The 23,548-nt window shown below is 72.1% G+C and carries 23 protein-coding genes; 15 read left to right on the plus strand and 8 right to left on the minus strand.

Annotation, left to right across the window (positions count from 1 at the left end):
- Window positions 1–478 (plus strand): hypothetical protein (locus ACWCYO_RS17695; RefSeq protein WP_449784703.1); only part of this gene is annotated, 478 nt, incomplete at its 5' end.
- 645 nt (window positions 479–1,123) lie between these two features.
- Here the strand turns inward: ACWCYO_RS17695 and ACWCYO_RS17700 are convergent.
- Window positions 1,124–1,306 carry a hypothetical protein gene (locus ACWCYO_RS17700; RefSeq protein ID WP_449784704.1) on the minus strand — a complete coding sequence of 61 codons (183 nt, stop codon included), beginning with the start codon at window positions 1,304–1,306 and terminating at the stop codon, window positions 1,124–1,126.
- Window positions 1,307–1,404: 98 nt separating this feature from the next.
- On the opposite strand from ACWCYO_RS17700, the gene ACWCYO_RS17705 reads away from it, so the two are divergent.
- The 3 genes from ACWCYO_RS17705 to ACWCYO_RS17715 all read left to right on the plus strand — a co-directional run bounded on the left by ACWCYO_RS17705 (window position 1,405) and on the right by ACWCYO_RS17715 (window position 2,580).
- The gene (locus ACWCYO_RS17705) at window positions 1,405–1,722 is read left to right on the plus strand and encodes a heavy-metal-associated domain-containing protein (RefSeq protein ID WP_449784705.1); all 318 of its coding nucleotides are present in this window, start codon (window positions 1,405–1,407) and stop codon (window positions 1,720–1,722) included.
- 67 nt (window positions 1,723–1,789) lie between these two features.
- Window positions 1,790–2,110, plus strand: a complete 321-nt coding sequence (locus ACWCYO_RS17710; RefSeq protein WP_449784706.1) for a metal-sensitive transcriptional regulator — start codon at window positions 1,790–1,792, stop codon at window positions 2,108–2,110.
- 101 nt (window positions 2,111–2,211) lie between these two features.
- Window positions 2,212–2,580 carry an aromatic-ring hydroxylase C-terminal domain-containing protein gene (locus ACWCYO_RS17715; RefSeq protein ID WP_449784749.1) on the plus strand — a complete coding sequence of 123 codons (369 nt, stop codon included), beginning with the start codon at window positions 2,212–2,214 and terminating at the stop codon, window positions 2,578–2,580.
- 37 nt (window positions 2,581–2,617) lie between these two features.
- Here ACWCYO_RS17715 and ACWCYO_RS17720 read toward each other — a convergent pair whose 3' ends face one another.
- A complete protein-coding gene (locus ACWCYO_RS17720) occupies window positions 2,618–3,040 on the minus strand; it encodes a DUF4345 domain-containing protein (RefSeq protein WP_449784707.1) in 423 nt (140 codons plus the stop codon).
- Window positions 3,041–3,159: 119 nt separating this feature from the next.
- On the opposite strand from ACWCYO_RS17720, the gene ACWCYO_RS17725 reads away from it, so the two are divergent.
- Entirely contained in the window at window positions 3,160–3,777 is a 618-nt protein-coding gene (locus ACWCYO_RS17725; protein ID WP_270148500.1) for a TetR/AcrR family transcriptional regulator, read from the plus strand.
- Window positions 3,778–4,054: 277 nt separating this feature from the next.
- Here the strand turns inward: ACWCYO_RS17725 and ACWCYO_RS17730 are convergent, their stop codons facing one another.
- Window positions 4,055–5,254 (minus strand): Dyp-type peroxidase, encoded by a 1,200-nt coding sequence (locus ACWCYO_RS17730; protein ID WP_449784708.1) that lies wholly within the window; start codon window positions 5,252–5,254, stop codon window positions 4,055–4,057.
- Window positions 5,255–5,285: 31 nt separating this feature from the next.
- Here ACWCYO_RS17730 and ACWCYO_RS17735 point away from each other — a divergent pair, with 31 nt between their 5' ends.
- The 9 genes from ACWCYO_RS17735 to ACWCYO_RS17775 all read left to right on the plus strand — a co-directional run bounded on the left by ACWCYO_RS17735 (window position 5,286) and on the right by ACWCYO_RS17775 (window position 15,086).
- On the plus strand, window positions 5,286–6,635 hold the full coding sequence (locus ACWCYO_RS17735) for a right-handed parallel beta-helix repeat-containing protein (RefSeq protein WP_449784709.1): 1,350 nt from the start codon (window positions 5,286–5,288) through the stop codon (window positions 6,633–6,635).
- 181 nt (window positions 6,636–6,816) lie between these two features.
- On the plus strand, window positions 6,817–8,013 hold the full coding sequence (locus ACWCYO_RS17740; RefSeq protein WP_270148496.1) for an MFS transporter: 1,197 nt from the start codon (window positions 6,817–6,819) through the stop codon (window positions 8,011–8,013).
- Window positions 8,014–8,056: 43 nt separating this feature from the next.
- Complete coding sequence (locus ACWCYO_RS17745) at window positions 8,057–8,479, plus strand: GlcG/HbpS family heme-binding protein (RefSeq protein WP_270148495.1); 423 nt, start codon at window positions 8,057–8,059, stop codon at window positions 8,477–8,479.
- A gap of 250 nt (window positions 8,480–8,729) precedes the next feature.
- Window positions 8,730–9,458, plus strand: a complete 729-nt coding sequence (locus tag ACWCYO_RS17750) for a TSUP family transporter (RefSeq protein WP_449784710.1) — start codon at window positions 8,730–8,732, stop codon at window positions 9,456–9,458.
- Between the two features lie 133 nt (window positions 9,459–9,591).
- A complete protein-coding gene (locus ACWCYO_RS17755) occupies window positions 9,592–10,842 on the plus strand; it encodes an MFS transporter (RefSeq protein ID WP_449784750.1) in 1,251 nt (416 codons plus the stop codon).
- A 113-nt stretch (window positions 10,843–10,955) separates the two neighbouring features.
- Window positions 10,956–11,582, plus strand: coding sequence for a hypothetical protein (locus ACWCYO_RS17760; protein ID WP_449784711.1), 627 nt, complete (start codon window positions 10,956–10,958; stop codon window positions 11,580–11,582).
- 32 nt (window positions 11,583–11,614) lie between these two features.
- Window positions 11,615–11,968 (plus strand): ArsR/SmtB family transcription factor, encoded by a 354-nt coding sequence (locus tag ACWCYO_RS17765; RefSeq protein WP_449784712.1) that lies wholly within the window; start codon window positions 11,615–11,617, stop codon window positions 11,966–11,968.
- Window positions 11,969–12,099: 131 nt separating this feature from the next.
- Window positions 12,100–13,464, plus strand: coding sequence for an MFS transporter (locus ACWCYO_RS17770; RefSeq protein ID WP_449784713.1), 1,365 nt, complete (start codon window positions 12,100–12,102; stop codon window positions 13,462–13,464).
- A gap of 164 nt (window positions 13,465–13,628) precedes the next feature.
- A complete protein-coding gene (locus ACWCYO_RS17775; protein WP_449784714.1) occupies window positions 13,629–15,086 on the plus strand; it encodes a hypothetical protein in 1,458 nt (485 codons plus the stop codon).
- A gap of 43 nt (window positions 15,087–15,129) precedes the next feature.
- On the opposite strand, the gene ACWCYO_RS17780 is transcribed toward ACWCYO_RS17775, so the two are convergent.
- The 4 genes from ACWCYO_RS17780 to ACWCYO_RS17795 all read right to left on the minus strand — a co-directional run bounded on the left by ACWCYO_RS17780 (window position 15,130) and on the right by ACWCYO_RS17795 (window position 17,331).
- The gene (locus tag ACWCYO_RS17780; protein ID WP_270148485.1) at window positions 15,130–15,456 is read right to left on the minus strand and encodes a hypothetical protein; all 327 of its coding nucleotides are present in this window, start codon (window positions 15,454–15,456) and stop codon (window positions 15,130–15,132) included.
- Window positions 15,457–15,466: 10 nt separating this feature from the next.
- A complete protein-coding gene (locus ACWCYO_RS17785; protein ID WP_270148484.1) occupies window positions 15,467–15,664 on the minus strand; it encodes a helix-turn-helix domain-containing protein in 198 nt (65 codons plus the stop codon).
- A 38-nt stretch (window positions 15,665–15,702) separates the two neighbouring features.
- The gene (locus tag ACWCYO_RS17790) at window positions 15,703–16,701 is read right to left on the minus strand and encodes a DUF3048 domain-containing protein (protein WP_449784715.1); all 999 of its coding nucleotides are present in this window, start codon (window positions 16,699–16,701) and stop codon (window positions 15,703–15,705) included.
- A 150-nt stretch (window positions 16,702–16,851) separates the two neighbouring features.
- On the minus strand, window positions 16,852–17,331 hold the full coding sequence (locus ACWCYO_RS17795; RefSeq protein ID WP_270148481.1) for a hypothetical protein: 480 nt from the start codon (window positions 17,329–17,331) through the stop codon (window positions 16,852–16,854).
- A gap of 193 nt (window positions 17,332–17,524) precedes the next feature.
- Between ACWCYO_RS17795 and ACWCYO_RS17800 the strand changes: the two genes are divergently transcribed.
- Window positions 17,525–18,511, plus strand: coding sequence for an IS481 family transposase (locus tag ACWCYO_RS17800; RefSeq protein ID WP_449784716.1), 987 nt, complete (start codon window positions 17,525–17,527; stop codon window positions 18,509–18,511).
- 315 nt (window positions 18,512–18,826) lie between these two features.
- Here ACWCYO_RS17800 and ACWCYO_RS17805 read toward each other — a convergent pair whose 3' ends face one another.
- Window positions 18,827–23,515, minus strand: coding sequence for a DEAD/DEAH box helicase (locus tag ACWCYO_RS17805; RefSeq protein WP_449784717.1), 4,689 nt, complete (start codon window positions 23,513–23,515; stop codon window positions 18,827–18,829).
- Window positions 23,516–23,548 lie beyond the last annotated feature (33 nt).

Genomic DNA, 23,548 nt, shown 5'->3' on the forward strand with positions numbered 1-23,548 from the left:
CGGCGGACGCGAAGGCGGCGGACGCGAAGGCGGCGGACGCGAAGGCGGCGGACGCGAAGGCGGCGGACGCGAAGGCGGCGGACGCGAAGGCGGCGGACGCGAAGGCGGCGGCCACGAGGGCGGCGGACGCGAAGGTAGGGGACGCGAAGGCGGCAAACACGGCCACCACCACAAGGAGGGAAGGATCTTCTTCAACGAACGTACGTTCTCCGCCCACACCGAGGGCTGCATCACCACGGCCAGCGGCCTGGGTGCCACCAGTTTCAACATCTTCAACGACAGCTGGAAGACCATCGAGGTCTTCCGCGGCTTCAACTGCGACCGCGGTGGTCCGGTCGCCACCGTGGGCCCCCACAGCTCCACCAACGGCGTGATGGCCCGCCACTTCGACGAGGACGAGTTCGGTTACGGTGGCGCCTTCGATTGCGATGGCGTCGTGGGCAGCTTCCGGGTGATCGGCCACCGCGGCGAGTGGTGACAGCACCGTCCGGAGCACGGGAGCGATCCCGGCCCGCCGGAAGCGGGCGCGACACGGCTGCGAGGCCGCCGCCCACTCGCATCAGCACCTGCCCCTCCTGGCCTCCGTTGGGACGGCCGCCAATGGGCACCGGAGTCGATCGCGGCCGACTACCCCGTTGCCCCGCGGGTGCTGAACGGGATCGAGGGCGATGGGGTGGTCCACATGTCGGCACCTCAGCCACGCAAGACCCGCGTGCGCAAGCAACCGCAAGACCTGATCCACCCGGGCACACGAGATGCCCCTCTCCGCTGCGAAGAGGGGCACCTTTGCGGCGCCCGGCGCCGCGTCCGACCTGACGAAGTCGCCGCGGGAGGTGGCGGTTCTACCCGGCGGTCGGTTGCGGGGCACAAGCGACGATGGCACCAAATCTCGAGCCCTGGGCGGCGCTGATGGCGCGCGAGACTCTGGCGGCGGACCGTGAGACCGCCGCGCAGCAGCTGCGGGACGTGGGACTGCGGGCGACCGGGCCCCGGCTGGAGGTGCCGCAGCTGCTCGCGGCCAGCCGCACCAGGAGTGACCCGCCGACGCCCCTGAGGTTCCGCAGCCACGTCCGTGCCGTACGGGCGCCGTCCCGCACGGTACGGACCTGGCCGCCGGGTCGGGTCAGCCGGCGGCCGGGACGGGGTGGCCGAGGTCGTGCAGAACGTCGAAGTAGCTGATCAGGTCGTAGTCGCGGCCGGGGAAGGCGTCGGCGGGGGCGACCTCGGAGCGCACCCGGTCGGCGAGGCCGGCCTGCCGGGCCAGCGGCCTTGGCGGAGAGCTTGCGGTGCCGAGCAGGCAGCGCACGTCCGTTACCCTAGGGGGGTATGGTATTTTCTCACACGAAGCAGCCGCCCGGGGCCGATCCGGAAGGCGTCGCACGCACCGACGACAGGGAGCACACCATGAGCGAGACCACCGTCACCGTCGACTCGTCCTCCGCCGAGGGCTCCTGCTGCGGCTCGTGCGGGACCGGCGTCGCCAAGGCCCCCGCCACCGCGGCCGCCGAGCGCGCCGTGTTCCAGGTGAAGGGCATGACCTGCGGCCACTGCGTCAGCTCGGTGACCGACGAGCTGAAGAAGGTCGCCGGCGTCACCGAGGTCGCCGTCGACCTCGCCACCGGCCAGGTCACCGTCGACAGCACCCGGCCGCTGACCGACACCGACGTCGCCGCCGCCATCGACGAGGCCGGCTACGACCTGATCGGGCGCCTCGGCGCCTGACCCCCCGTCGGCCCGGACGCCCCCCCGGACATCCGGGCCGACTCCCCGCCTACCGCGCCCCAGTAGAGTGAGGGAACTCCTCACCGCACAGGAACCGGAGGCGGCCATGGCCAGCTACAGCCCCCACAAGGACGACTTCCTCAAGCGGCTCCGCCGCATCGAGGGCCAGATCCGCGGCCTGCAGCGCATGGTGGAGCAGGACACCTACTGCATCGACGTCCTCACCCAGGTCTCCGCCGCCAGCCGCGCGCTCCAGTCCTTCGCCCTGCAACTGCTGGACGAGCACATCGAATGCTGCGTCCGCGACGCCATCGCCGAGGGCGGCCAGGAGGCGAACGCCAAGGTCCGCGAGGCCAACCAGGCCATCGCCCGGCTGGTCCGGTCCTGACCCTGCGGTACCGCACGCACGAAAAGGCCCTCCAGTTACCGAGGGCCGCCATCACCAGTTCGACCCGGTTCGGCCAGCGGCGGTAGAGCACCGGTTTGCTGGTGCGGGCCCGGGCGGCGACGCCGTCCATGGGTGAGCCGGCCGTAGCCGTTGGCGTCCGGGCCGGCGACCGGGCCCCGGACGCGCCCTGCACCACCGCGGACGGCACCCCCACCCGGCTGTTCGACCTGTTCCGCGGCCCGCACTTCACCCTGCTCGCCTTCGGCGACCACCCGGCCCTCGCCGAGCTCACCGACCTCCCCGGCGTACGGGCGGCCGCCGTCCACGACCCCGACGGCCACGCCGCCCACGGGTACGGGCTGCGCGGCGACGCCGTGGTGCTGGTCCGGCCGGACGGCTACGTCACGCTCACCGGGGCCACCGCCGACCGGGCCACCGTCGCCGAGCACCTGCGGACCTTCGGGCTCTGACCGTCGGGGGCGACGACGACCAGGCTGCCCGCCCTCCTCAGGCCCGGGCCGCCCGCTCGTCCGTCCGCTCGGACGTCCGCACGACCGCCCGCTCGTCCGCGTCGGCGAACCAGAAGTACACCGGCGGGAGCCCGAGTTCGATCCCCATCAGCACCAGCTGGAACCAGTGCGGCCGCCCGTCCACCGCGATACCCAGCACCCGGCCGAGCCCGCCCAGCAGGAACACCGCCGTGAGCCACCGCACCGCCCGCGCGGGCACCGGCGCCTGCCGGGCGGCCCAGATCCACGCCGCGCCGTACCCGGCGAAGATCGCGCCCATGAAGCGGCCGAAGCTGTCGACCGTCGGCCCGGGGTCCGCGATCCCGGGGAACGCGGCGCTCCCGCCCAGCAGGTGGAGGAAGCCGATCGCCACGCAGGCGACCCCCATCGTCCACGCGAGTACCCGCAGTGCCTTCGCCATGGCCCGACCACCACTCCGCTCGTCGTCCGGTTGACCTTGATCGACCGTCAGGTGTTAGTTGACACGCGTCTACCAAGCTAGCGCCCACTGGTAGACGCGTGTCAAGTAACCTGTCCGGCATGCCAGTCCACGAACGCCGCCGACGCCTCTCCCCCGACGAGCGCCGCGCCCAGCTGCTCTCGGTCGGCGCCCGGGCCTTCGCCGCCCGGCCCTACGAGGAGGTGCTGATGGAGGAGGTCGCCGAGCAGGCCGGGGTCTCCCGCGCCCTGCTCTACCGGCACTTCGCCGGCAAGCACGAGTTGTTCGCGGCGGTCCACCGACAGGCATCGGACGAGCTGCTGGCCCGGACCAGGTTCGACCCGGCGGACAGCCTGGTCGAGCAGCTGATCGAGGGCCTGGACGCCCACCTCGACTACTTCATCGCCAACCGGCACACCGTGCTGGCCGCCAACCGGGTGCTGGCCGGGGACCCGGTCATCCAGACCATCATCACCGAGGAGCTGGACGCCCTGCGCGGACGGCTGCTCACGGTGCTCCCGCTCGCGGACGAGGGCGCGCGGCTCGCGGTGTCCCAAGTGCTGCGCAGCTGGCTGGTGTTCGTCCGGGTTCTGGTGGTGGACTGGCTCACCGAGCCGAGCTGCACCCGCACCGAGCTGCGCGACACCTGCATCGGCGCGGTACTGGGCGCACTGCGCCCGCTGCTGCCGGTCGACCCGGCGCCCGAGTGGGGGCGTTGAGACGCCGCTTGGAGGGTTCGGGGGCGTACCATCGGGCCGAAACGGGAAGACGCCTGAAAGATCCAATTCCCTCAGAAAATACGACAGTTGGACGCCAGTGCCCCGCAGAGCCCCCGCACCCGAGCACCCTCCCGAACCGACCCCTCCTGCACCCGAGCACCCTCCCGGTCAGCGCCCCGGCCTGATCCGTCACCCGCTGCCACGACGCCCGGCCGGTCCTCGGCGGCCCCCGCCCCACCCGGACCGGCCTGCGCGGGTCAGCCGATGAAGCCCCGGCTCACGCCCACAGCCCCTCGCCCAGCACCCCGCCCTCCCGCACCCCCGGCAGCACGTACACCACCGCCGAAGCCGTGTGCACCAGGAACGGGTTGAGCGCGTCCTTGGCCGCCAGCCGGTTCTGCACCCGGGTGAACTGCTCCGGGTCCCGCACGAAGGCGCAGAACAGCAGTCCCCGGTCGTCGGGGCCGTCGTCGTAGCTGTAACCCCGGCGCAGCATCCGGGCGCCGGAGTCAAGCCGGGGGCTGGTGAGCCGGACGTGGGCGCTGTTGGGGATGACGTACGAGCCGTCCGGGTTCTTGGCGTAGATGTCCGGGTCGTCGCGCTCGGCCGTACCGGTCAGCGGGGCGCCGTCGGTGCGGCGGCGCCCCATGGCCAGGTCGCGGCGGTCCTCGGGCAGGGCGGCGAAGCCCGCGGTGTCCATCCGGATCCGGCGGTAGACCAGGACGGTGCCGTGCTCGTACGGGCCCGGCGGGCCCCAGACCCACTGCTTCGCCTCCGTGGCGTCCGGGTTGGCGGTGCCGTCCTTGAAGCCGAAGAGGTTGCGCGGGGTGGTGCCCGACGGCGTGCGCGGCAGGAAGCCGGGCTGGGTCCACCGCACGGTCGCGCCCGCCGATCGGGCCGCGGTGCCCAGGAGTTCGGCGACCACGGTCAGCGGCCAGCGGTCGGCCGCGCACAGCTGCACCAGCAAGTCCCCGCCCCCGCGCGCCGGGTCGAGCCGGTCGCCCGGGAAGGCGGGAAGCTCCGCCAGCGCAGCCGGAACGTTCAGCCCGAGCCGGGCGGCGAGCCCCGGCCCGACCCCGACCAGGCTGCTCAACTGCGCGGGCTCGCCGCCCTGGAGGCGCGGATCGGCCGAGGCCCCGCCCGCCGCCTCGGCCAGCACCCGGGTCAACTCGCCCAGCAGGGACCGCAAGGCGGCCCGCCCGTCCGAGGTCGCGGCGGGCGCCAGGTCGAGGGCCAGCAGCAGGGTGGCCGGCTGCTGCGGGGCGATCACCCCGGCCTGCCGCTCGCCGTGGAACGCCACCGCGGGTGCGGACGGTGGCGGCGGTGCGGCCGCGGTCCGCCCGCGCCCCAGCGCCACGACCCCCGCGCCGACCCCGGCGGCCAGCACCGCACCGCCGCCCGCGATCAGGGCCCGCCGGTCCACCCCGCCCCTGACGGCTCCCGGCTGTTCCTGCGCCTTTCCGGTTTCGGCATGCATGACCGACATTGGAGACGATAGAACACCCCGTATGCAACTTTTGACCGCCCGTCAACTCGCCTGCGGAGCATCACCACGCCGTGGCCACGGCCTCCCCGCCCTGCTGACCGCCGCCGCCCTCGCCCTCGCCGGCTGCTCCGCCGCCACCGGCCCGTCCTCCGACGCCCACCACCCGGACGGCACGGTGGTCCGCGTCCCGCAGGACTTCCCGTCCGTCCAGCAGGCGGTGGACGTCGCGCGCGAGGGCGACACCGTGCTGGTCTCCCCCGGGACGTACCGGGAGAGCGTGCGGGTCAGCAAGCCCCGGATCGTGCTGCGCGGCACCGACCGCAACACCGTGGTGCTGGACGGCGGCGTGAAGCTGGTCAACGGCGTCACCGTCACCGGCCCCGGCTCGGTGGTGGAGAACCTCACCGTGCACGGCTACCTCGCCAACGGCGTGCTGTTCACCGGCGTCACCGACGAGAAGCTCCAGCAGCGCGGCGCCGGCGGTTCCGCCTACAACCCGCTGGACACAACCCGCTTCCCCGCCCTCCAGGGCTTCCGGGCGACCAATGTCACCGCTTACGACAACGGGCTGTACGGCATCTACGCCTTCGACGCCCGGGCCGGGATCATCGAGGACTCCTACGCCTCCGGCGGCGCCGACTCCGGCATCTACGTCGGCCAGTGCAAGCCCTGCGACACCCTGGTCCGCGGCAACACCGTCGAGCGCAACGCGGTCGGCATCGAGATCACCAACGCCTCGGACAACCTCTACTTCCTCGGCAACCGGGCGACCGGCAACCGGGTCGGCGTCACCGTCAACTCCAACGACCTGGAGGCCCTCGCCCCCCAGCACGGCGCCGTGATCGCCGGGAACGCCGTCACCGACAACAACGCCTCCGACACCCCCGAACAGGCCGACGGCGGCTTCGGCATCGGCATCGGGATCGGCGGCGGCACCGCGAACCGGGTCGAGCGCAACCTGGTCCGGGGCAACCGCTCGGCGGGCGTCATCATCACCGACCCGCCCGGCCACCCGGCCAGTGCCAACCGGATCCGGGGCAACCGCACCGAGGGCAACGGCGCCGACCTCGTCCTCGCCTCCGCCGACCCCGCCAACTGCTTCACCGGCAACCAGCCCGGCACCCAGAGCCCCGACGACCTGGAAACCCTGGCCGCCTGCGACGCCCGGAGCCGCAGCCCGCTCACCGCCGGTCGCGCGGCCCCGGTCCAGGCCCCGCCGGGAGTCCCCTTCAACCAGGTGCCGGCCCCGCCCGCCCAGCCGTCCCTGCCCGATCCCAACGCCCCCGGCCGCCCGGCCACCGACCTTCCCGGCCCGGTCGACCCGGACGCCTACCCGCTCCCCGCCACCGCCGACGCAGTACCCCGACACTGAGCCGCGCCGGCATCCGCCCGGAACGGGCGGGCCCCAGCGCCGAAGTGCTGGGGCCCGCCCGACTTCCTTCACCGGCCGGCTGGAGGCCGCTCCGACCAATACCTGCTTTTGCAGTTATACGGCGCATGCAACTATTGTTGAGGCACGTAAGGCGCACTAGCAATCGCACGGAGGTCGCGCCATGCCCCTCGCACTACTCGCCCTGGCCATCGGGGCCTTCGGGATCGGCACCACCGAGTTCGTGATCATGGGTCTGCTGCCCCAGATCGCGGGCGACTACGGGGTGACCGTCCCCACCGCCGGCCTGCTGGTCACCGGCTACGCGCTCGGCGTGGTGATCGGCGCCCCGCTGATGACCGTGCTGGGCACCAGGATCAGCCGCAAGACCATGCTCATGCTGCTGATGGGCCTGTTCACGGTCGGCAACCTGCTGTCCGCCGTCGCACCGAGCTTCCCGCTGATGCTGGCGGGCCGGATCGTGACCTCGCTGGCCCACGGCGCCTTCTTCGGCATCGGCTCGGTGGTCGCCGCCGAACTGGTGACCCCGCAGAAGAAGGCCGGCGCCATCGCCACCATGTTCACCGGACTGACCGTCGCCAACATCGTCGGCGTCCCGCTGGGCACCTTCATCGGCCAGGCGGTCGGCTGGCGCACCACCTTCACCGTCGTCGCCGCCCTGGGCCTGGTCGGCCTGCTCGGCATCGCCAAGCTCGTCCCCGCCCTGCCCCGCCCCCAGGGCGCCCACCTGCGCGGCGAGCTGACCGCCTTCCGCAATCCCCAGGTCCTGCTCGCCATGGCGATGACCGTCCTGGGCTTCGGCGGGGTGTTCGCCGCGATCACCTACATCGCCCCGATGATGACCCACGTCGCCGGCTACTCCGACGGCGCCGTCACCTGGCTGCTCGTCCTCTTCGGCGTCGGCATGTTCCTCGGCAACCTGCTCGGCGGCAGGTTCGCCGACCGCCGGCTGATGCCGATGCTCTACGCCACCCTCGGCGGCCTCGCCCTGGTGCTGGCCCTGTTCACCCTGACCGCCCACGACAGGATCGCCGCCGCCGTCACCATCCTGCTGGTCGGCGCCCTCGGCTTCGCCACCGTCCCGCCCCTGCAGAAGCGCGTCCTCGACCAGGCCCACGGCGCCCCCACCCTCGCCTCGGCCGTCAACATCGGCGCCTTCAACCTCGGCAACGCCCTGGCGGCCTGGCTCGGCGGCATGGTCATCTCCGCCGGCCTCGGCTACACCGCCCCCAACTGGGTCGGCGCCCTGCTCGCCGCCGCCGCCCTCGTCCTCGCCCTCTGGTCCTCCGCCCTGGAGCGCCGCGACCACGCCCGCACCCCGGACCTCAGCGAGACCCCGCGGATACCCGCCCACCGCTGAAACCCCTCCTCTCCCCCTCCCGTCCCCCAGGAGAAGCACCACCGTGAGCACCACCACCGTCACCCCCCTCACCACCGCCGACGCCGAGACCCTGGTCGAGGCCGCCCGCACCGCCGCCGAGGCGGCCGGGGTCACCGTCAGCGTCACCGTCCTGGACGCCGGCGGGAACCTGCTGGCCTTCCGCCGCGACGACCGCGCCGTGCTGATCTCCGGCGAGACCAGCACCCGCAAGGCCTACACCGCGCTCCAGCTCGACGCGCCGACCGCCGACCTGGTCGACCTCGTCAAGCCGGACGGCCCGTTCCACTCGCTGCCGACCGCCCTGGACCGCCCGCTGCTCTTCATCGCCGGCGGCGTGCCGGTCCACCGCGACGGCCGGCTGATCGGCGCCCTCGGCATCGGCGGCGGCGCCCCGGACCAGGACCACGGCTTCGCCACCGCCGCCCTGCGGGCCCTCGCTTCCTGACGACTCACCGAACGGCCGTGGTCGGGTGGACGGTTCACGTGCCTCGTGAACCGTCCACCCGACCACAGTCCTTTCCCCGTCCTTTGCCCAAGCACAACCGGGCCCTGCGGCATGATCGGTACGGATCGACCGCCGACCGAGGAGCCCGGATGAACCACCCCGCACGCACCGCCGCCGCACCGACCGTGCCGACCCTGCTCGCCGCCGCCGGCTTCGCCGACTCCTCGCTCTCCGCCGGCCTCCCCCACTGATGGACGGCTGGGCCGGCGAGCTGGTCCTGGGGCTGGTGGTCCTGCTCGGCGCGACCGTCCAGCGGCTGGCCGGCATCGGCTTCGCCCTGGTCGCGGCGCCCGTACTGGTGCTGCTGCTCGGCCCGAACAGCGGGGTGACGCTGGCGAACTTCGCCGCGCTGGCGATCAGCGCGGTCGGGCTGGCGGGGAGTTGGCGTCGGGTCCGGCCCGGGGCGATGCTGCCGCTGCTGGTCGCCGCCGCCTGCGCGGTGCCCGCCGGGGCCTGGGTGGCGGCGACCGTACCGACGGCCGAACTGCTGGTCGGCATCGGCCTGCTGGTCAGCGCGGCCGCCCTGCTGGTGCTCCGCGGGGTGCGGGCCGCCGCGCTGCGCGGGGTCGGCGGGGCGGTGGTCGCGGGGGCCACCAGCGGGCTGATGAACTCGGCGGCCGGGGTGGGCGGTCCGGCGATGTCGCTGTACGCGGTGAACTCCGGCTGGACGGCTCAGGAGTTCGTGCCCAATGCCCAGCTGTACGGCGTGGTGGTGAACGCCTTCTCGCTGGCGACCAAGGGGCTACCCGAACTGAGTGTTCCCGCCTGGGGGTTGGTGACCGCGGCGCTGGCGGTCGGGGCGGCGGCCGGCCGGCTGCTGGCCGCCCGGGTGCCGGAGCGGCGAGCGCGGATGGTGGTGCTCGGACTGGCCCTCGCGGGCGGGCTGAGTACCCTCGTCAAGGGGGTTTCCGGACTCTGAGACCTCCGGCTGGGAATGGTCTGTGAAGGGACGTCCAAATCTGTAGCGGTCATGCCATACTGCGTCGGTGACCTCAGCCAGCCCAGCGACGCCCCCGAACCGCACCCGGCCCCAACTGGGCCGGAAATTCGCCATGCTGTGGTCGGCTTCGTCGATCTCAGCGGTCGGCGACGGCATGCGGGACTCATCGCTTCCGCTGCTCGCACTGGCCATCTCGGACTCCCCGTCCTCGGTGTCCGTGGTCGCCGTGGCCGGATCGCTGCCCTGGCTGCTGATGGCCCTGTTCGGCGGGGTCATCGCCGACCGCTTCGACCGCCGCCGGCTGATGTGGACGATCGACTTCGGACGCGCCGTCATCGTGCTGGGCTTCGCCGCCCTGGTCTTCTCCACCACCCCGCCGCTCGCCCTGCTCGCCGCCCTGGCCTTCGTCCTCGGCTGCGGTGAGACGGTGTTCGTCAACGCCGCCACCTCGAACATCCCGGACGTGGTCCGCTCCGACCAGCTGGACGTCGCCAACGGCCGGCTGCAGGGCGGTCTGCTGGTCGGCCGGATGGTCGGCCCGCTGGTCGGCACCACGCTGTTCGCCGTCGCCGCCGGCTACCCGTTCACGGTGGACGGCGCCTCCTTCGCGCTCGCCGCCGTCCTGGTCGCCGTGATCGGGCGCTCCGGCGCCCCCCGGGCGAAGTCCGAACGCCGGGTCATCGCCGAGGTCCGCGAGGGCGTCCACTGGCTGTACCGGCACAAGCAGCTGCGCCTGGTCGCCTCGCTCTCCGCCCTGGCCGGCGGCGCCTCCTCACTCGGCATCACCATGCTGGCGCTGCTGGTCACCCGCACCCTGCACGAACCCACCTGGGCGTACGGCGCCGTCCTCGCCACCGGCGTGGCCGGCGGCACCGCGGCCAGCATGGTGGCCGGGCGGATCAGCGAGCGGATGGGCCGACGGGCCCGGATCACCCTGTCCTTCGTGCTGATGGGTTCGGCGCTGCTGCTGATGGGCCTGAGCCCCTCGGTGTTCGTGGTGGCGCCGCTGTTCGCGCTCGGCAACTTCGGCGTGGTGACCTGGAACGTCCAGGCGATCTCGCTGCGCCAGCAGACCGTGCCGAAGGAACTGCTCGGCCGGGTCAACAGCTGCTACCTGATGCTGACCCGGATCGGGATGCTGGTCGGCGCGAGCCTCAGCGGTTGGATCGGCTCCACCGCCAGCGTCCGCACCCCGATCGTCATCTCCGGCGCGCTGCTCCTCGCCGCGCTGTTCGTGATCCCGCGACTGGGCGACCTCGAGCCCGCCCCGGCGCCGGCCGCCGAGGAGCAGCCGGCCGAGCCGTCGGTCGTGCAGCCGACCGAGCCGACGGTCGACCAGCCTGCCGAGCAGTCGGCGAACTGACCGGCCCGCTCCCCCGCCAGGGGGAGGCGGTTCCTCCCCCCGGTCGAGGTCCACCTCCCGGTCCGGCTGCGAGCGTTGGGGCACAGCCCTCCCGCCGGACCGGAGAACCCCGCATGACCACCGCCCACCCGTCCCCCGCCGCTGCCCACGCATCCCCCACCGCAGGCCGCCTGCGCACCGCCTGGGCCGCCGCCCACACCCCCGTCCCCGGCGTGCCGCGCTGGGCCCGGATCGCCGCCCGGGCGGTGCCGTTCACCGTGCTGCCGTCCAGCGCCTGGCGGATCGCCACCTGCACCTTCCACGTCCCGCTGGACGGCGGCGCGGTGCAGGACTCCGGCAACCTGCCGTGGTGGCTGCCGCTGGAGCTGTACGTGGTGCTGTTGTCGGTCGTCTCCGAGCTGTTCGCCTTCGCGGCGCTCGGCCTGGTCGCCCGCTGGGGCGAGGTGTTCCCGCGCCGCCTCCCGCTGCTGGGCGGACGCCCCGTCCCGGTCGCCGCGGCGGTCGTCCCGGCCGTGCTCGGCGCCACCGTCCTCACCGTCGGCACGGTGCTGTTCACGGTGATGCTCTCCACCGGCCGCACCATCCAGGGCCGGCCGCTGCGCGACGGCATCCCGGTGTTCACCGGCGACTGGCACACCGTCGTCCTGATCGCCTGCTACGCCCCGCTGCTGCTCTGGGGCCCGCTGCTGGCGGCCGTCACCGTCGCCTACCGGCGCCGCCGCCGCGCCCGGCAGTCGTGAACGCACATGCGCACGCGCTCTAGGATGGCGGAATGAGCTCCGGCACCGATCTGGCAGATGCACACCGCTCGCAGCAGCGGGCCGAGGCGCGGCTGGACGTCGCCGCGTCCGTGCTCGCCCTGCTGGCCGACCGCACCCGACTGGCGCTGCTGGAGCGGCTCGGCCGGGGCGAGGCGGACGTGACCACGCTGACCGAGGCGACCGGCGCCGCCCGGCCCTCGGTCAGCCAGCACCTGGCCAAGCTGCGCCTCGCCGGGCTGGTCACCACCCGTAAGGACGGGCGACGGGTGGTCTACTCGCTGCGGCACGGGCACCTGCGCCGGCTCGTGGACGAGGCGCTGAACGTCGCCGACCACCAGATCGCCCACCTGCCCCCGCACGACTGAGCTCAGCTACCGCGGCACGACCGAGCCCGCCCGCTCCGCCCGGGGCCGTTCGATCCGACCAATAGGTGCACACGTACGCACGCATTAACTATGCTGGACCCTGACCCCCATCGCCGCCCCGGGACGGGCCCATGCTGACCGTGCTGCGCAACCGCACCTACCGCCACCTGTTCACCGCCCAGCTCGTGGCCCTGATCGGCACCGGCCTGGCCACCGTGGCGCTCTCGCTGCTGGCGTACTCGATCGCCGGGCGCAACGCCTCCGCGGTGCTCGGCACCGCCCTGGCCATCAAGATGGTCGCCTACGTGACCATCGCGCCGATCGCCGGAGCACTCGCCGGGCGAATCCCCCGGCGCACCCTGATGGTCGGCATGGACCTCACCCGGGCCGGAGTCGCCCTCACCCTGCCGTTCGTCGACCGGGTGTGGCAGATCTACGTGCTGATCTTCCTGCTCCAGGCCGCCTCCGCCGCCTTCACCCCGACCTTCCAGGCCACCGTCCCGGACGTGCTGCCCGCCGAACGCGACTACACCCAGGCGCTGTCGATGTCCCGGCTGGCCTACGACTTCGAATCGTTGTTCAGCCCGGCACTCGCCGCCCTCCTGCTGTCGGTGGTCTCCTACGACTGGCTGTTCGCCGGGACGGCCGCGGGCTTCCTCGCCTCCGCCGGCCTGGTCGTCTCCGCCGTCCTCCCCAAGCCCCGACCGGTCGAACGCGGCGGCGGCCTGTACCGCAAGGCCGCCTTCGGCACCCGACTGTTCCGGGCCACCCCACGGTTGCGGGCCCTGCTCGCCCTGGACCTCGCCGTCGCGGCCGCCGGCGCGATCGTCTTCGTCAACACCGTCAATGTGGTCCGCGACCACTTCCACCGCCCGGCCGGAGCCGTCTCGCTGGCCCTCGGCGCCTACGGCGTCGGCTCGATGCTCACCGCACTGCTGCTGCCCCGACTGCTGGCCAGGGTCAGCGACCGGTCCGTCATGCTGCCCGCCGCCTTCGCCCTGCCCTGCGTGCTCGCCGCCGTCACCGCGATCACCGCCGCCCCGGCCGGCACCGGCAGCTGGCTCGCCCTGCTCGTCACCTGGGCCCTGGTCGGCGCCGCCAGCTCCGCCGTCCTCACCCCCGGCGGCCGGGTCATCCGCCGCTCCGCCGCCGACCCCGACCTGCCCGCCGCCTTCGCCGCCCAGTTCTCCCTCTCCCACGGCTGCTGGCTGCTCACCTACCCGCTGGCCGGATGGCTCGCCGCCGGCGCCGGCCTCCCGACCACCGCCGTCGTCCTGGGCACGATCGCCCTCGCCGCCGCCCTGTCCGCCACCACCCTGTGGCCCACCCGCGACCCGGACGCCCTCAGCCACCTCCACACCGACCTCCCCGCCGGCCACCCCCACCTCGCCGACGCCCACCCCACCCCCACGGGCGCCTGGCAGCACGGCCACCACTACGTCATCGACCAACACCACCCCACCTGGCCCCACCCCCACCGCGCCGCCCTCAACTGACCCGCCGCCCACCACCGGACACGGCGAGGCCGGACCGCTCCCGGCGCACGGCCGCGCCGCGGAGGATCAGGACCAGCCAGGATCAACCAGCCGCCGGGGTCTTCCCATTGCCCGTCACGGGCTGCACTGTGGTTGACGCGGATCCGTCGGACGGGGTGGGTGGCTTGGGCGATCAGCGCGACACACGGAACGAGATCAGCCACAGCACCATTCACGGCAACGTGTTCATGGGCGGCATCGTCTCCCTGCTGGGGGGCCGGCGACCGCGCCCGCGTCTGCTGGTGGCCGTGGTGTGCGCGCTGGCCCTGCTGGGCGCCGGTACGACGTACTGGGCGCTGCACGGGAGGACGGACGGAAGCAGCGGGCCGGAACTCAGCGCCCACTACGACCCCGAGCACGGTGACTCCAACACGACCGCGGTCGTCCCGAGGACCGTGAAGCCGACCGAGCTTCCCGCCGTCACCGACTGCGGCGGCGCCCGGGCGTGGTCGCACGCGCAGGGCGGCACGGATGTGGGAGCGTCGCCGCTCTCGGTCTCGATGGTCGGCAACGGCCACACCGTGGCGATCGAACAGGTGCGGGCGACCGTCGTGGGAGAGCCCCGGGACCCGATGCCCGGTACGGTCGTGGACTGCACCGGACAAGGGGAGGGCAAGAAGATCGACATGGGCGTCGACCTGGACTCCACCAACCCGATCGCGCTGATCGCGGGCCCCGGACCGGTGTCGTTCGCCCCGTACTTCACCGACAGGTACCTGTACCTGGAGAACCAGAAGCCCGAGATCGTCAGTCTCACCGTGCTCGCGACCCGGCACAGCTACGACTACGTGCTCACGGTCGAGGGCACGGTCGACGGCAAGCACCACACCTGGACGGTGCGGGACGGCGACCACCCGTTCCGCATCTCCGGGGTGCGGATGGAACGCGGCACCGTGCTGGACACCCTCGGGAGGGGCTGGGAGACCGTCTACGACAGGGGCTACGGTGAGCGCGTCCGGTGCAATCCGTGCTTCGACCAGGACGAGAAGGAGATCCCCGGCACCGCGGTCGCCGTCGCTCCGACCGGCTACACCTTCACCTCCGCGCCGGGAGCCGACCCCGCGGAGCCACCGGCCCCGCCGAAGGAGCGACCGGCCGCGCCGACACCGCCGCTGACGGTCGACGAGCACGACGCGGAGTCCGTCGGTATCGCCTGGGCGGTCACGTCGGGCAGCTTCGACCTGTCCCGCGGTGACACCGGGGCGGCGGTCCTGAGCCGGGTCCGCAGGTATCTGACACCCCAACTGGCCGACGCCGGAGGCGGGTTGAACGCGTGCGCGGCGGACAGCTCGGCCTGGCCGGCCGAGGTGACGGCGCATCGAGGCTGGTCGGTGGTCATGCGGGCGCGCGCGAGACCATTGGAGGGCCACCCGGATCCGCGCGAACTCACCGGTGACACAGTGGGGTTGGAAGTCCGGATCGACTGCGCCTACGTCGCGGAGGACGGCTGGTCCCACACGCCCAAGGGCCTGTTCGTCGCGCTCCTGCGGCTCCAACGCCAACCTGGCGGCGGCTATCTGATCTCCGACATCGGCAAGAAGTACGACATCCCGGCGCTCACCGACCCGACCTTGCAGCCCTGACCCGCCCGCCCACCGACCGGGGGTAGGGCTCGTCGAACCAGCCCTACCCCCGGGTCACCGCGATCCGGTGCTCGGCCAGCGCCGCCACCAGCCGGTCCGGGTCGTCCGGGGTGATGACCGGCTTGACCCGCCCGCCGAGGTCGACGACGAAGGCGACGCTCTTGTCCACCCGCCCCAGGTCGAGGTTGAAGTAGTGCACGAAGTCCCCGGTGCCCCAGATCCGCCACCGCCCGCCGAGCCGGGTCAGCGGCATCTGCTGCAACCCGCGGATCCGCCCGTACGGGATGCGCTTGGCGGAGGCCGTCGGAAAGTAGTACCGGCGAATCACGAGCTCCCGCGCGGTGCACGTCACCAGACCGTCGTTGTACATGCGGGCCAGGCTAACCACGGGCCGCGCCCCACGCCCCACCATCGCAGGCCCGTCCGGGCAGGTCCGCCCGTACGGCCCTCTCCACCGCGTACATCGCCCGCTCCCGCACCGCTTCCCCCGCTTCCGTCACCCGCCCCCGCTTCACCCGGCTGTCCACCGGATCCGGCGCCCGCCCGACCAGCCCCTCGCCCTCCAGGGTGCGCAACACCTGCAAGACGCAAGGAAGCGGCCCGGCCCGAGGACCGCTCACGGCACCATGACCACCAGTACGGGCCCGGTGGCAAAGGCCATGCTGCTGCCGTCGGGCAGGGTGAACGACGTGCCCGCGGCGGGGTCGGGCCGGCTCCAGCGCACGTTCCACACCCTGCCGTCGCGCAGCACCTCGGCCCGGCCGGAGCCGGTGGTCCGGGTGAACACCTCGTTGTCGGGGTGGCCGGCGTTGAAGTCGGTGAACCGGCCGGGGACGATGCTGACGTGCTGGACGAGCACGGTCGCCGTCCCGGACCAGGCGGGGTGGCCGTCCAGGCTGACGTCGTAGGTGCCGCCGTTGAAGCGGACGCCGAGGGACGCGGCGGGCAGGTGCCAGGCCATGGCACCGAGCGCGTCGCCGCCGCCCGGTGCGGCGCCGAACCCGAAGCCGGGCGAACGGGCGGGCACGGACGGAAACTTGGCAATGATCTGGTGCGGGTCGACGAAGGTCGGATCGACGGCCCGGTTGGTGAACGCGCCGGGGTCGGTGAACGGAGTGACGTTCTGCACGTCGGCCTTGTCGAGCAGCGGGAGGAGCCCGCTGATGGCGCCGCTGTAGGCGAAGTCGAGGTGCCCGTACTGCTGGAGCAGCGGGATGTCGGTCTCCCGGGCGGAGCGCACCGGACCGATCAGGGCGGGCAGGTGGTTCGCGTCGTACAGGGCGAGCAACCGTGACTGGCCGCCCTCGACCTCGACCCAGTACACGATGTCGGCCTGGGCCAGCCCCTGATGGATCGCCTGGATGTGGGCGCCGACGTTGTCGATCTTCACGGCGAGCGTGTTGCCCGCCGTGCCGACGTTGTCGAGCGGGTTCGCGGGGAGCGGCGGCGCCGGTTCACGCGACGGCACCGGTTCGTGCGTGGTGCCGGCACATCCCTGGACGCCGGCGAGTCCGATGCCGATCACGGCCGCCGCGAGTGGCAGTCCGATCCTCTCAGGGGCGTGCCGGCCGCCGCACCCGGCTGCCGGTGCACGGGCCGTGCTGCGGACGTTCATCAAGGCGCCCCTTCCACCCGCGGCGGCCCGGGTGAGCACGAGTCGGACGGCGCGGGCCCGGCCTCGCGCTCACCCATCGGTACGAACGCCGGCCCCGGATTGCTCAACCGGCGGGCCGGCCACCGGCCGGCCGCGTCCCGACCTCACGGGTCAGTACGTCTGGCCGACACTGCCGGTCGCGGACTTGGCGTCCTCGGCGGCGTTCAGCCGTGCGACGATGTCACGGGCGTCCTCGTAGGTGGCGGGCGCGGCGCGGGGGCCGAGTTCGTCGTGGAGCGCACTGGTGATCTTGGAGAGTCCACGCTTGAGGCGGTCGGCCGGGATGGACGGTTCGGCTGGACGGTGGGCCCGGAGCAGCTCGGCGTCGGCGCGCAGCTGCTCCAGGGTGAACCGGGCCCGGTTGGTCCACCAGGGGAGGTCGGAGGTGACCTGGTAGGCCCAGTGCCGACGGCAGGCCTCTTCGAGGAGGTCGCGTACGGCTTCCACGCGCTTGCGGCTGAGCCCGCCCATCGTGTAGCGGAACTGGTCACGGTTGAGGTTGAGCAGCTTCTGGTCCTCGCCGGTCACCTGGAGCCCGGACAGCTGGTGGAGGGAGGCGGCGCGTCCGGGGCCCGCCGGGTGAGCCGACACCCCCACCAGCGCAGAGCTCGCCCGGTGCCGTCGGGAGACGCGGCGAGCCCGCTCCTTGCTCTTCGTCGCCGTGACCGGTCAGATGACTAGATGTATTGACCACGAGCGTTGTTGACAGTGGCAGGGCTTGATCAAAAGTGAAGACCTCCGGTGTGGTGGAGCTGTCTAGGACTGCACCGCACCGGAGGTCTTCGTGTCCCACCGTAACGCCCGCCTGACCGTGCACGGCAGGCGGCTCCTCGTCGAGCGCGTCCGAGCGGGACGGCCGGTCGCGCACGTGGCTGCCGAGATGGGAATCTCCCGCACCACCGCACACAAGTGGGTCCGACGGTGGCGCGCGGAGGGCGAGGCAGGCCTGCACGACCGCCCCAGCAGGCCGCACACCACCCCGCACCGCACCCCGGACGCGATCGAGGCCCGGATCTGCGACCTGCGACGGGAGCGCAAGCTCGGCCCCGCCCGGATCGGGCCGATCATCGGCCTGCCCGCCTCCACGGTTCACCGGATCCTCACCCGGCACGGCCTGAACCGGCTGCGGTGGATGGACCGGCCCACCGGACAGGTCATCCGCCGGTACGAACGCGAGCGCCCCGGCGAACTGGTCCACGTCGACATCAAGAAGCTCGGCAACATCCCCGACGGCGGCGGCCACCGCGTCATGGACCGCCAGGCCGGCGAGAGCAACCGCCACGCCACCACCGGCCTGCGGACCCCGAGCGGGACACCGAAGATCGGCTACAGCCACATCCACACCGCCGTCGACGACCACACCCGCCTGGCCTACAGCGAGATCCTTCCCGACGAACGCAAGGAGACCGCGGTCGGGTTCTGGCAGCGGGCCCAGGACTTCTTCGCCAGCCTGGGCATCACCGTCGAACGCGTCCTGACCGACAACGGTTCCTGCTACAAGTCGCACCTGTGGCGCGACACCCTGCGGGCATCGGGCATCGCCCACAAGCGCACCCGCCCCTACCGCCCGCAGACCAACGGCAAGGTCGAACGCTTCAACCGCACCCTGCTCGACGAGTGGGCCTACCAGCGCCCCTACACCAGCAACCAGGAACGAGCCGAAGCGCTGCCCGACTTCCTCCACCGCTACAACTACCATCGCTGCCACACCGCACTCGGAGGACAACCCCCGATCAGCCGCGTCAACAACCCTGCGGGTCAATACAACTAGAGGATCGGCTCGCAGCCGATCGCCTTACCTCCGGCCTTGAGGAACTTCCGCACGAGATCGTCGATGTCGGAGATCCTCCCTGGCCCAGCAGATCGTGCACCTGGTCCGCCGTGACGGCTCCGTCGCACACGCTGTCCGGGCCCCCAAGGTTCGTCAGCCGGTACAGCGCGAAGCCCACCGCCCCGACCGGGACGAGCGAGAACGCGAACAGCACCACCGCCAGCCGTATCCGCAGCCTCCGCATGGTGAACCCGAGCCGATTCAGTGCCACACCGACCTTTTCAGCTGACCCGACGTCGTCGGGAGACCCGCTTCTCAGGTTCGGACTCCGCCCGTGCCGGCCAGGACCGACAGCAGACTGAGGGCGTCGCCACGCGAGAGCTGCTCGTGGAAGCGCTGGTTGCGGAAGTTCCGCAGACACGCATAACAGCTGGTCTCGGGGCCGCACTCACACGACTGCACACGTCGGCTTGCCTCGGCGAACACCTCCTCGAGGCGGTGGGCGACGCGCAAGGCGTTCCCCGCGCCGCCCGGGGTGGTGTCGAAGAGGATCAGCGAGGTGCCCTCCAGTCCCGTGTGGACGGTGCCGTCGATGTCGTCACGGCTGATCTCCAAGGTGGATGCCGCTCCTTCGAGCAACGCGTAGAGGGTCGAAGAAAGCTGGTCCTGCGGTGTCATCAAAGCCGTGAAGGGATCGAGATGCAGCTGCAGGAAGTCGGTCTGGTAGCGGTGCGCCAGCGAAACCAGACGAAGCCGGCCGTTGCAGTCCTGGTCCTTGAGCAGGTGCGGGTGCGGGCCGCTGCGTCCCTTGGCCGCAGTAACGTGCGGGCGGCCCCAGCCGCACCAGTCGCAGATCTCGTAGCCGGCGCCCGCCGGTCCCTCCGAGACGGCAACCATCTCGCCGCGTGCTCCGGCGGTCCAGCGCATGGAGTGCCCGGACGAAAAGTGAGTGACTGACTGTTCGACGTCGGCGCTGTCCGTGCGCATGTGGACCGCCCCGTTCCAGGCCCGGCTGGGAGGCGTCTGTCCCGGCCTGCGAGGGGTCCCGCGCTGCGCGACGAAGCCGTAGACAGGCTCCACGTACCGCCGCGGAACGCCAGTACCCGACTGGTTGCAGGCGGGGCAGAGCAGGTCGAGCGGATCAGGGTCCTCCCGGTAGTGCCCGCAGTGGCCGCACACGGTGTAGTAGCGACTCACCAGGTCACGGTCGGGAAGGCGGTAGACACCTGCTGAAGCCCAGACGTATCCACCCGCCACGATCTCCGCGCCGGGGGCGTACTCGTACACGGCCGAGCTGAGGTCACGGGTGAGTTCGAGGTGGGCGGCCGTCGAGTTCTCCTGCATGATGCGCAGTTCGACGGTATCGACCGGGAAGCCGTACTTCGGCAGGACGTTGTGGTTCGCTAGGTAGCCGAGCAGCTGCCGTTTGGTGAGGTTGTGGATGATCCTCTGGTACAGCTCAGCCAGCTTGTACTTCTTCTCGGTCGCTGCCCGGTCGCGCCGCTCCTCGTATCCCGCGACGTCCTGGCTCAGGGAGGTCTGCGCGGCCCTCAGCAGCCGGTCGAGCTCGTCCACCCAAGCCCCGGAGGCGAGGCCGATCTCCTCCTGCACCGAGGATGGGAGCACAGCTCGGAGCGAGTCCTGCACGTGCGACGGGACGGGAGTGAGCCAGTCGCGTACCTCTAGCGCGGCAACCGCTCCACTGTCGTCAGGGAGGAAGAACTCGCCGGCGTGTCGCCAGATCCGCCCGCGCCGGTCCTTCATGGCGCGGAAGAAGGCCGCCATCGCGACGGAATGAGCGTGGCGGCGGTCAATCCGCACGTTCTCCAGCGGCACGAGCGGCGCACGCACCTCGCCGGAGATCATCTTCTCGGGTTCGGCGAACCTGGAGAGATCGTGCGGTCGGCGCTGCGCATAGGTGAGAACGAGCGCTGCCGACTCCGTGCGCCGTCCGGCCCGCCCAGCGCGCTGGACGTAGTTGGCCGTCGTCGGGGGCATGTTGCGCAGCACGACGCTCTGCAGTTCACCGACGTCGACGCCGAGCTCGAAGGTGGTGGAGCAGGACAGTGCGTTGATCTCTCCGCGGACGAATGCGCCCTGGATCTCCGCCGCCTTCTCACCGCTCCACTGCGCGGTGTGCTCCTCGACCCGCAGTGGAACCGGTTCAAGGCCCAGGTAGAGGGAGCGCAGGTGGTCGTCGCCCTGCTCCGCGTCGCCCTGCTTGAACTCCTGGAGCTGGCCGACGCAACGCATCGTCGTGCAAACCCCCCTGACGGATGCCGTGCTGATGCGCCGACACCGGTCGCACTGCTGCAGCGGGTCGCCTTCCAGGACCGGCCGCAGGCGCAGCCACTCGTGGTCGAGCCGCCGCACCACACCGACCCCTTGCCGGTTCTCACTGTGCAGCCAATCGGCGAGCCGGCCCCCGGCCAGTTCGTCCCATAGCTGTTCGAGGATGCCGGACGCATGCTGCTGCCGATCCGCCGGATGGCCGATCGCTTCCAGGAGCCGGACGAGATAGTCCAGACGGCGGTTGGTGCCGCTCACCGGCTTCCAGCTCAGCACCTTGCGCTTGCTGTCCGAACCGTTCCCGCGCACCCAGACCGGACCGCGCCGGGGGGCGAAGGCCTCGTCGTCGGCGTCCACGCCGTCGGGCATGGTCAGCGACCCTTGGGTGCGCACGGTCCGCAACAGCTCGGAGACGACCTGCCAACACTCCTCCTCGGCCAGCCCCAGGTCTGCCAGGCACCGGGGCGGCTGCCAGAACGGCTCACGGTCGATGTCGACACGCAGCAGGCCGAGACCTTCCAGCGACTGCCGGTCGTCGATGCTCAGCACTTCCTGCATCACCCACAGACCGGCCGCGCGCCGCCGGTGTTGCCTTGAGTCGTTGCGCCGGAAGACACCGGCTCGTCCGGCCGCCCGCATGACGTGCTCGGTGAGGTCATCGATGTGCAGCGGCTCGTCCGGATCGTCGTAGCCTTCGCGCACCGCCTGGGTGATGAGGCGGCGGCGCTGTATCCGGGTGTAGGAATCCTCGAGGTAGGGCGCGAAGTAGGCGGCGGCCTGCCGGCTGTCGCTGAAGAACAGCAGTTTCCGCCCCTGTCCGGGCAGCCCGGCTGCGGCGGGGTCGACTGCCGGGGGTAGGGCCTGGTACAGCGCGGTGCCCAGAACGGAGACCGATGCCTCGTTACCGGCCTCGAACAGGCGGATCATCCCGTACCCACGGGCCCCGCAGGCCACGCAGGACGCCGGCTCGCCCTCGCGCGTGTCGAGAAGGTGGACGCTCCTGAGCTCCATGTCCTGGCACTCGGCGGAGCCGCAGATGGCCGCGGCTCCGGTGTGGAGCCGGCCACAGCCGGTGCACAACCGGCGTTCCGTCAACCCGGCCTGCCGAGCCTCGTCGAGCGTGTGATCGTCCTCGTCCACGACGGCTCCCGCCCCGTCCAGCATCAGCCAGGCGTGCCGGGAGTCCGGATTCTTCCGGTGCACGAGCCGGGACCCTCCGTCATCCGTGGTCAGGGTGCCGTGCAGGTGCACGGCACCGCAGCGGCGACAGGACGCGATCTCGAACGATGCCCGGCCGCAGTCGGCGCACGTCTCGTGCCGAGCCAGGTTCAGGTGTGGCCCCGAGGAGTTGAGGCAGCTGAAAGCGCCCTCGGTCGCGCGTGCGAACATGTGGTAACGAGCCGAGAGCACCGGCGCCCCGTCGGTGTCGGTGACCCTGCTGGCGAGCTGGATCACCGCTGTGACCGTCTCCGGCCCGGTCGGGTCGTCGGGGAAGATCTCCGCTGCGATGTCGGTGACCGGACGCGGATCTCCGGCCAGCGCGCGGCGCAGCGCCGCAGTACCCGCCTCGTGGGCGAGCACGGCCGCAGGGTGCACGAGCGCCGTGAACCCGTGCGCACGGGCCAGCGCCACGAGCTCAGGGCCCGGTGATTCGGCGGCCGCCAGGCGGACGTAGTCGCCCGGGAGCATCGGGCCCCAGTACGGACCGGGTGGACTCGCGACCCGCGTGGCCGTCACCAGGTCCTGGCGTGACGGGTCGTCCGGCTCCCAGTCGAACGGCAGGTCGAACAGCGCCTGTGCGAAGGCCGTGACGGCATCCGGGTTCTCCTGTGCGCCCACGGTCGCGCTGGTGGCCATCGCTTGGACGGCGCCTTTCCCGCCCACCCGGTCGGCGAGTCGGCGCAGCAGCATGGCAAGCTCCGCTCCCCTCGCGCCGTCGTACACATGGGCCTCGTCCACGACCACGAAGCGCCAGCTGCCGGCGTGCTCGCCTTCGAAGAGGTCCATGTCCTGCGGCCGCAGCAGCAGGTACTCCAGCATGGCGTAGTTGGTGAGCAGCAGGTGTGGGGGCGACTGGCGCATCTCCTCGCGGCTGAGGATCTCGTTGCGCAGGCGGGGCTCACCGGGGTTGAGCTGCTCGAACGTCTCCGAAGCGGTGCGTGGATCGTTCTTGGTGTCACCCGTGTAACGGCCGAAGGTGATGTACGGCGCCTGCGCCAGCAGCCGCCGCAGCCGCTTCATCTGGTCGTTGGCCAGCGCGTTCATCGGATAGAGGAGCAGCGCCCGTACGCCTGGTCCCAGCCTGCCCTCGGCGTGCTCCGCCGCCAGCGCGTTCAGGATCGGGAGCAGGAAGCTCTCCGTCTTGCCGGACCCGGTGCCCGTCGCGACGACGATGTTGCGGCCTGAAGCGGCCTTGCGCAGGGCCTGCTCCTGGTGCCGGTACAGCGGGCGGTCGGCAGGCAGCGCCGGACCGGTGAGCCGGAGGAATTCCGGATGCAGGACTCCTTCGCCGACCAGGTCCGCCAGCGTCGCGCCCGGGGCGTAGGCGGGAGTGGCTTCCACGAGCGGCCCTTTGGTGAGCAGCGGGCTGGTGTCGACTGCCCTTGCCAGGGCCTTCGCCAGTGCCGGGTCACGCAGTGGCAGCAGCGAACGCAGATACCTGCGATAGGTGCTGCTGATCAGTTCTGCCGTGGCGAGTGGATCGAGGGTCTGCATGATGGGTCTCCGGGGCTGGCGGTCTCGCGTGAT

The organism is Kitasatospora sp. NPDC001683, from assembly GCF_053596495.1.

Bases quoted from the DNA above. Each gene is read 5' to 3' on its own strand.
- ACWCYO_RS17705 (WP_449784705.1), top strand. From the start codon at position 1,405: ATGAGCGAGACCACCGTCACCGTCGACTCGTCCTCCGCCGAGGGCTCC.
- ACWCYO_RS17720 (WP_449784707.1), bottom strand. From the start codon at position 3,040: ATGGCGAAGGCACTGCGGGTACTCGCGTGGACGATGGGGGTCGCCTGC.
- ACWCYO_RS17725 (WP_270148500.1), top strand. From the start codon at position 3,160: ATGCCAGTCCACGAACGCCGCCGACGCCTCTCCCCCGACGAGCGCCGC.
- ACWCYO_RS17730 (WP_449784708.1), bottom strand. From the start codon at position 5,254: ATGCATGCCGAAACCGGAAAGGCGCAGGAACAGCCGGGAGCCGTCAGG.
- ACWCYO_RS17735 (WP_449784709.1), top strand. From the start codon at position 5,286: ATGCAACTTTTGACCGCCCGTCAACTCGCCTGCGGAGCATCACCACGC.
- ACWCYO_RS17740 (WP_270148496.1), top strand. From the start codon at position 6,817: ATGCCCCTCGCACTACTCGCCCTGGCCATCGGGGCCTTCGGGATCGGC.
- ACWCYO_RS17750 (WP_449784710.1), top strand. From the start codon at position 8,730: ATGGACGGCTGGGCCGGCGAGCTGGTCCTGGGGCTGGTGGTCCTGCTC.
- ACWCYO_RS17755 (WP_449784750.1), top strand. From the start codon at position 9,592: ATGCTGTGGTCGGCTTCGTCGATCTCAGCGGTCGGCGACGGCATGCGG.
- ACWCYO_RS17760 (WP_449784711.1), top strand. From the start codon at position 10,956: ATGACCACCGCCCACCCGTCCCCCGCCGCTGCCCACGCATCCCCCACC.
- ACWCYO_RS17765 (WP_449784712.1), top strand. From the start codon at position 11,615: ATGAGCTCCGGCACCGATCTGGCAGATGCACACCGCTCGCAGCAGCGG.
- ACWCYO_RS17770 (WP_449784713.1), top strand. From the start codon at position 12,100: ATGCTGACCGTGCTGCGCAACCGCACCTACCGCCACCTGTTCACCGCC.
- ACWCYO_RS17780 (WP_270148485.1), bottom strand. From the start codon at position 15,456: ATGTACAACGACGGTCTGGTGACGTGCACCGCGCGGGAGCTCGTGATT.
- ACWCYO_RS17790 (WP_449784715.1), bottom strand. From the start codon at position 16,701: ATGAACGTCCGCAGCACGGCCCGTGCACCGGCAGCCGGGTGCGGCGGC.
- ACWCYO_RS17805 (WP_449784717.1), bottom strand. From the start codon at position 23,515: ATGCAGACCCTCGATCCACTCGCCACGGCAGAACTGATCAGCAGCACC.